Annotated in this window: 7 protein-coding genes; 4 read left to right on the forward strand and 3 right to left on the reverse strand. The window is 71.3% G+C overall.

Going from position 1 to position 7,416, the window contains the following annotated elements:
* Window positions 1-49 precede the first annotated feature (49 nt).
* Window positions 50-508 carry a redox-sensitive transcriptional activator SoxR gene (soxR, locus tag ACRX5S_RS26275; RefSeq protein ID WP_436775556.1) on the forward strand — a complete coding sequence of 153 codons (459 nt, stop codon included), beginning with the start codon at window positions 50-52 and terminating at the stop codon, window positions 506-508.
* Here soxR and rarD read toward each other — a convergent pair.
* On the reverse strand, window positions 475-1,455 hold the full coding sequence (gene rarD / locus ACRX5S_RS26280; protein ID WP_436775557.1) for an EamA family transporter RarD: 981 nt from the start codon (window positions 1,453-1,455) through the stop codon (window positions 475-477). The two genes, soxR and rarD, sit on opposite strands and share 34 nt — an antisense overlap.
* Window positions 1,456-1,833: 378 nt before the next feature.
* Between rarD and ACRX5S_RS26285 the strand changes: the two genes are divergently transcribed.
* Window positions 1,834-3,666, forward strand: coding sequence for a hypothetical protein (locus tag ACRX5S_RS26285; RefSeq protein ID WP_436775558.1), 1,833 nt, complete (start codon window positions 1,834-1,836; stop codon window positions 3,664-3,666).
* A 333-nt stretch (window positions 3,667-3,999) separates the two neighbouring features.
* Window positions 4,000-4,563: a hypothetical protein gene (locus tag ACRX5S_RS26290; RefSeq protein ID WP_436775559.1), complete on the forward strand. Its 564-nt coding sequence runs from the start codon at window positions 4,000-4,002 to the stop codon at window positions 4,561-4,563.
* A 366-nt stretch (window positions 4,564-4,929) separates the two neighbouring features.
* On the opposite strand, the gene ACRX5S_RS26295 is transcribed toward ACRX5S_RS26290, so the two are convergent.
* Entirely contained in the window at window positions 4,930-5,934 is a 1,005-nt protein-coding gene (locus ACRX5S_RS26295) for a phosphotransferase family protein (RefSeq protein ID WP_436775560.1), read from the reverse strand.
* Complete coding sequence (locus ACRX5S_RS26300) at window positions 5,931-6,797, reverse strand: SDR family oxidoreductase (protein ID WP_436775561.1); 867 nt, start codon at window positions 6,795-6,797, stop codon at window positions 5,931-5,933. Before ACRX5S_RS26300 ends, ACRX5S_RS26295 begins: the two co-directional genes overlap by 4 nt.
* A 143-nt stretch (window positions 6,798-6,940) precedes the next feature.
* On the opposite strand from ACRX5S_RS26300, the gene ACRX5S_RS26305 reads away from it, so the two are divergent.
* A complete protein-coding gene (locus ACRX5S_RS26305) occupies window positions 6,941-7,339 on the forward strand; it encodes a hypothetical protein (RefSeq protein WP_436775562.1) in 399 nt (132 codons plus the stop codon).
* Window positions 7,340-7,416 lie beyond the last annotated feature (77 nt).

Consider the following 7,416-nt stretch of genomic DNA (forward strand, 5'->3'; position numbering starts at 1 on the left):
GTTAAAGTTGACTTCAGGTCAAGCTTTGCGGAGGAAGAGGTTCGCGGACATGAAGGACACCGATCTGCTGACCGTCGCTGAGGTCGCCAAGCGCAGCGGCTTCGCGGCCTCGGCGCTGCGGTTCTACGAGCGCGAGGGGCTGTTGGCGGCGCACCGCACGACCGGGGGTCAGCGGCGGTACGAGCGGCACGTCCTGCGCCGTCTCGCGTTCATCCGCGCCGCCCGGCACATCGGCCTGTCCCTCGACGAGATCCGCGACGCCCTCGCCACGCTGCCGGAGTCGCGCACGCCGACCAAAGCCGACTGGGCCCGCATCTCCCGGGGCTGGCGCTCGCGCCTGGACGCCGAGATCGCCGCGCTCACGCAGCTCCGCGACGGCCTCGACTCGTGCATCGGCTGCGGCTGTCTCTCCTTGCAGCGCTGTGCCATCTCCAACCCGGACGACAGCGCCGCGCGCTTCGGCTCGGGCGCGCTCTACCTGCCCGAACCCCTCCGAGAGGACCACTGATCGGAGCTCCACGCAGGTGTCGATGCGTCGGGTGACACCTGCGCGGTCCCCGACGCGGGACGCGTCGCGCGCAACGCGCCCGCCGCGAAGACCGCGAGGGCGATCCACAGCAGAGCGAACCCGAACCACCGGGCGGCCGTGACGGATTCGCCGAACACCCAGGCGCCGATGGCGAATTGGATCACCGGGTTCAGGTACATGAGCAGACCGAACGTCGACAGCGGCACGCGGTTGACGGACGCCGAGAAGAAGAGGAGCGGGAGCGTACTCACGATCCCGGTGACCGGCACGAGCGGTGCGAGATGCCAAGTTCCGGGAAAGACGAGGCTGTTGGTGGCGCCGAGCCATACCAGAATGCCGATCGCCACCGGGACCAGGAAGACCGTCTCGACCGCCATGCCCTCGACGGCGGGTACCGCGAGCCGCTTCTTGATCAGCCCGTACAGCGCCACCGTGCCGGCGATCAGCAGCGCGACCCACGGGACGCCGCCGTACCCCCAACCCAGCACCAGGACGCCGGCCGTCGAGACGGCGACCGCCAACCACTGGTATGGGCGGAGTCGTTCGCGCAGTGCCCCGACGCCCAGCACGGCCGTCACGATCGGCCCGATGAACAGGGCCAACGACGTCTCCACGATGCGGCCGGTGACCACGCCGTAGATGTAGAGGCCCCAGGCGCAGCCCATGAGCGCGCTGCCGGCGGCGAGCGTCCGGACCGCGTGTTTGTTGCGGGCAAGTTCCTTGAAACCCTGGCGGGTGCGTCGGCGCGCGGCGACCACGGCCATCGCGACGGCCCACGACCACAGCACGCGGTGCGCGAGGATCTCGGCCGCGGTCATGGCGTCCAGCAGTGGCAGGAACAGCGGTTGCACGCCCCAGATGAGCTGCGCCGCCACCGCGCAGGCGAATCCGCGGCGCAGTTCCCGGCGTTCGTCGTCCCGCGCCACGGCGCCCCCTGAACCGACCCCCTGGGCGCCGCAGGTCCTTCGCACCCGAACGCCCGCCCCATCCTCCCGACCCCGGGCCGACGCCACTATCCACCGACCGCCGTCCGACGTCGCGAAGCCGTCGCATGAGGTCGGCGGAGGGCGTTGCGGTCGGGCACGACGTCCCACCCGGCCCCCGCGCTCACACGCGCTGCCTCGCCGTGTCCTAGGCTGTCTTCCCGCAGGGCCATCGGCCTGCCCATGATCGTGCCCGGTCCGCCCCCGAGCGCCGCACGGTGTGTCTTGCCAATTAGTCTTCATGGTTCGTCCTGATGCCTGAGCAGGCTCCGCATCCGTCGAATGGCCGCGGGGCCCAGTTGTGCCTGTGAGGAACCTGTCATGAGCGAGCCGCGCGGGGGCGTCGGCCGGAATCAGTTCGCTCGACTGCGCCGCCTGAGGTGGAGTCCATACCCGCGTCGGTCGGCGGAGTCCGGAGGTGAGGGCGGCCGCACCGCGACGGCGCTCGTCGGCGGCGCCTCCGGCGCACGGCGCGGCGGCCGCCTGGGCCGGGTGCTCGGCGCGCGGCACGACGGGGACCCCGAGTCCGCGAAGCCGTCCGGCGGCTCCCCGTCCCGGTGGCGGATATGCCATGTGGCGGTCGTGCTCGCACTGCCGCTGTATGTGGGATGGGGCCTTCTGCTGGCCACCGGCGGCGGCGACCTCGCGGCCCAGTACTCCTGGGCGGAGTTCGCGGTACGGCATCCGGGCACTCCGTACGGCCTGTTCTGGTACGGCGGGATCCACGTCGGCAGCTACAGCGTCCTGTCGCCGCCGCTGATGGCGTTGGTCGGGGTCCGCACTCTCGCCGCCCTCAGCGGGTTGATCTCGACCTGGTTGCTGGCCGCGCTGCTGGTGCGCACCACCCGCAAGGTGCCGACGTGGCCGGCGCTGGCTGGGGCGCTGGGGCTGTGGGCCAACGTCGTCTCGGGCCGCGCCACGTTCGCTCTCGGCGTCGCCAGTGCGCTGGGCACCTTGCTGGTCCTCGTGGGGCGGCACACACCTGTGTGGCGGATCGTCGCGGGGGTGATCGGGGCGGCGCTGACCGTGTTGTTCAGCCCTGTGGCGGGCCTGTTCCTGCTCGTGGCGGGCGCGGGGTTCCTGCTGGACCGGCAGTGGGCGAGAGGCCTGGCCCTGACCGTGCCCACGGCCGCGGTCGGCGGGTTGCTGACCGCGCTGTTCCCGTCCCACGGCCAACAGCCGATGGGGGCCGAGCGGATCATCCTGCCGGTCCTGGCCGGCGTCGTGGTGGCGTTGACGGCACCGCGCGACTGGCGCGTGCTGCGGGCCGGCGGCGCGGTATACGCCGTCGGCGTCGTGCTGACCTGGCTGATCCCCTCGCCGGTGGGCACCAATGTCGAACGCCTGGGCGCGCTCTTCGGCGCGTCCGCGCTGCTGGCGATCTGGGCCGAGCGGAGACGGCGGGGCCCGCAGCCCCGGAGGTCGTGGTTCCGCGTCGCCACCGACGCGTCCTTGCGCACGCGCTTCTGCGCCGCGGGGCTGGCGATGTGCGTGATCTGGACGGGTGTGGCGACGGGCCGGGACGTGGAGGCGCACACGGACGTGCCCGACTGGTCGCAGCACACCGCCGGGGTCATCGCCGAGTTGGACCGGCTGGGCGCGTATCGCGGCCGTGTCGAAGTGGTCCCCACCGGCTCGCACCGCGAGGCCCGGGTGTTCGCCGCGCATTTCCAGGCGGTACGCGGTTGGAACCGCCAACTCGACATGGAGCGCGGTCGGTTGTTCTACTCCGAAGAGCTCGACGAGGCGAGCTATCGGGCATGGCTGAACGACTGGGCGGTCGGCTACGTCGTCCTTCCGCACGCCCCACCGGACGGCTACGCGAGGACCGAGGCCGACCTGATCCGGTCCGGCCGCCTGGCCTCCTGGCTACAGCCGGTCTGGAGCGACGCCTATTGGACCGTCTTCCACGTCCAGGACGCGGTGCCGCTGGCCACGGCACCCGCCGAGGTGCTCCGCGCCGGCGACGCCGACATCGTGCTCAAGATGCCGAGCCCGGGAACGGTCACCGTACGCGCCGCCTACTCCCACTGGCTGTACGCCGACGGCGCCTGCCTCCGCGCAAACGGCCCCTGGATACAACTCACCGCCACACGCCCCGGCATCTATCGGATCACCTCCAGCTACCTCCTCCCGGACGGCTGCCAGACATAAGGCTTTCGGCCGGGAGACGCCGACCCGGATCGCCTGGGCAAGGGACCCAGGTCGAAAGGGCGGGTGTCGGCAACCAACGGATGAGTGTTCGGTCGTAGATGCGCATCCCTGCCTGACAGCGTCGGCTGCGAGCCGGGTTGTCTCGGCGGCTTCCCGGTGGACGCGTTCGGCTTCGCGTCGGGCGCCGAGTGATTGGCCGTCGGCGAGTTCGGGCGGAGTGTACGGCGTGTTCGAGTCCACTCGCGTCCAGCAGAGTGCGACGCGCAACCGCCATGTGTTCGCGTTCTGTGCACTTCGTTGATCTTGTGCGGCAACGTGTGGTTGTGTGACCGCATGGCCACCACCACGCAGCCGGCCAGACGCGGGGAACTGCTGCCTTCGCTCCCCGTGCTGGGCCGGGTCTATCTGGCTGCGCTCGCTGTCAACCTGCCTGTGCTCGCGCTACTGCTGACGCCGCAGATCCGCAGCCGGGTGGGCTCGGAGACGACGATGGCCGTCAGCGCGGTGGTCCTACTCGTTCTCGTTGTCACCGCTGTGGTGTTCGCACCGGAGGTCAGCGCCAAGGTGGCCCCGGCGGGGGACCAGTGGCGAGCGGGAACGGCCCGGTCGCAAGTCCGAGCCCTGATGCGGCAGGACCGTCGTGCGTACTGGTGGCGTCTCGGCGAATTCGTCGCGCTATATGCAGCCGCGCAGGGTGTCGGCGGTCTCATTGCCTGGATGCGCCCGCACATCTGGCGCAACCCCGACTTCGGCATCGACCCGGGCGCCGAACTCTGGGAGTTCGACTACGCCAACTTCGCGCTCCAGGCGGTCGGCATCTACGCGGTGATCTGCCTGGCGCTGAGTTGGTACGCCTGCCGCCTTCGCCAAATGGTGCTGTCGCGGGACAACGCTTAGCACTCCGGCGGTGGTTGGTGTCATGAACTGCGGTTGTCGGCGCCGCTCGTGGGCGGGACAGCCGGATCCGGGGTAGGGGCGGGCATTCGAAGAGCGTTTTGCCCCCGGGGTGATGTCCGAGGGGGTCCGCGGGCCGCGCCGATGTCGGGTGCCGCGCCAGTTCCGGGCGGATTTGCGGGTGAGCCGTCGGCTGGGCCGGCGGTCACCAGGAAACCTGCGCTGCCTTGCCGCTGTGGCAGAGGAAGTCTCCGTCACTGTCGGCGGCCGCACCGGCGCGTCGGCGAGGAGTGCGGCGTCACGGTGAGGACGGCAAGCGCGGTGACGCGTTTCGGGCGGCGTGGGCCAGGGCTGAACACCGGTGGTGGGTCAGGGGAGTGACTCGACCGCGTCGGTTATGAGGCGGCGGGCGTAGGTGGCTATGCCTGGCTGGGGGGTTCGGGTGGGGTCGGACTTCGCGCGTTGGTGGATGCCGTCCAGGAGGACCGCGAGGCGGAAGCGGGAGAGGGTTATGTAGTAGGTGAGGTCCGGGAGTTCGGGGAGACCGGCTCGGGTGGCGTAGCGGGTGGCCATTTCGTCCCAGGAACTGCCTTCGCTGGGGCCGGTTTCGAACCAGATCCGGAGGAATCCGGCGAGGTCGAGGAGGGGGTCGCCGATGGTGGCGGTCTCCCAGTCGACGATGGCGGTGACGCGCGGCGGGGGGTCGGAGGCGAGGAGCACGTTGCCGAAGTGGTAGTCGCCGTGCATGAGTACGGGGGTGAACGCGGGCGGGAGGTTTTTCTCCAGCCAGGCGGTGACGACCTCGACGCCGGGGAGTGTGCCGCTTTCGGGGTAGCTGGAGAGCTGCTTCATCCAGCGGCCGACCTGGCGTTCGTGGAAGCCTTCGGGGCGGCCCAGGTCGGCGAGGCCGATGGCCTGGGGGTCGAGGGCGTGAAGGTCGGCAAGGGTGTCGGCCATGGCGAGGCCGATTTCACGGCCGGGTGACGATACGGGCCCGGAGGCGCCGAAGGTGTTCGGGATCGCGTCGGGGAACGGGGCGAAGCCGTCGACGCGGGCCATGAGGTAGAACGCGCTGCCGAGGACCGCGCGGTCGTCGCAGAAAGCCACCGCGCGCGGGTGCGGGACGGGAGTGTCCGCGAGCGCGGTCAGGATGCGGAACTCACGGCGCAGCCCGTCCTCGGCGCGGTCGAGGGCGACCCCGGCCGGTCGGCGCAGGACCCAGGTGTGGTCCCCGCGCCGGATCGCGAACATGGCGTTGGACTTGCCGCCGGAGAGGGACGTGTGGTCGATCGGCTCGCCGGGGGCCAGGCCCAGGCCGTCGAGCCAGGCGGCCAGGCGGGCCGGGTCGAGGAGGGGTGCGGCGGGGGCGGTCATGAGGCGGCTCCGCGGAGGTTGTCGGCCATGCCGTCCCGGGATCCGCCGGACGGTTTCGCGGCGGCGCCGCGTACCCGCGTACCGCCGTCGATGATCAGGTCCGCGCCGGTGATCCACGCGGCGGCGTCGGACGCGAGCCACAGGGCCGCGCCCGCGATGTCGTCGGGCATGCCGATGCGCCCCAGCGGGATCCCGGCGGACGCCTTGGCCTCGTCGGGCTCCCAAATGGCCCGCGCCATACGGGTCTTGACGAGACCGGGGGAGAGCGAGTTGACGCGTACACCGGGTGCGAGTTCGCCCGCGAGCTGGCGCGTGAAGTGGGCGAGTGCGGCCTTGCTGACCTCGTACGCGCCGAGCATCGGGGCGACGCCGTACGTCCCCTCGGTGCTGATGTTGAGGATGACGCCTCCGTTGTCGCGCATCCACGCGCGCCACACCGCCTGCGCGAAGAGCAGCGGGCCGTCCAGGTTGACCTGGAAGGTCTTGCGCCACGCGCCGAGAGGGACATCCATCAGCGGGCCGAACGCCGGGTTGGTCGCGGCGTTGTTGACCAGGACATCGACCCGTCCGAACGCGGCCATGGTGTGCGCGACCGCCGCCTCGACCTGCTCCGGGTCTCCGGCGGAGCCCGCGTACGCGATCGCACGCCCGGACGCGCCGAGGCCGTCGAGGTGGGCGAGGGCCTCGTCGAGCTCGTGTCGCCTGCGGGCGGTCAGGCAGACGTCGGCACCCGCGCGCAGGAACGCCTCGGCCGTCGCGAGGCCGATGCCGCGCGACGCCCCGGTGACGAGAACCGCTCGGCCCGCGAAGGACGGTGACGGCGGCGACGCCTGGTCGGGGCGCTGGTCGGCCGGGTTGGTCATGACGGTCGATGCTAAGTGCGGCCCCTTGCGGTGTCCAGGTACCTGCTTTGGTCAAGTATTTGGGGAAGCAGCCGTGAGCGGAGGGAGTGGCACGGTGGACGAATCGGGGTTCGACGGGCGCGTCGCGGTCGTGACGGGGGCGGGTGGCGGACTCGGCGGGCGACGGGATCAAGGTCAACGCGGTCCTGCCGGTGGCGTGGACGCGCATGACGGCCTCGGGGTTCGAGCAGGTGTACGACGCCAAGTTCGGCCCTGAGGGCGCCGCGCCGTTCCGCGACACGTTCAAGCCGGAGCACACGGCAGCCTGCGTCGGGCTGCCGGCCCGCGAACTCGCGCCGTGCACAGGTGAGTTGCTGAGCGTGGGCGCGGGCCGCGTGGCGCGCGTCGTGCTCGGCGTCACGCCCGGGCGGCACGCGGGCGACGACGAAGCCGACACGGCGCCGATGCGGGCGCTCCTCGACGGCTTCGACGCGGTCATGGACATGGCCGGGCTGGCGGTGCCGAAGGATTCGTTCGACGAACTGTCGTACTTCCGGCGCTGATTGCGCGAAGACGCGGGCAGCGGCCAAGTCCCGAGCTCCGTCCGGAACGCAAAAAAAGGGGTGCCCCGGCGGTGGTC

Origin of the sequence: Yinghuangia sp. YIM S09857 (assembly GCF_051388915.1) — a bacterium.
GTDB lineage: Bacteria > Actinomycetota > Actinomycetes > Streptomycetales > Streptomycetaceae > Yinghuangia.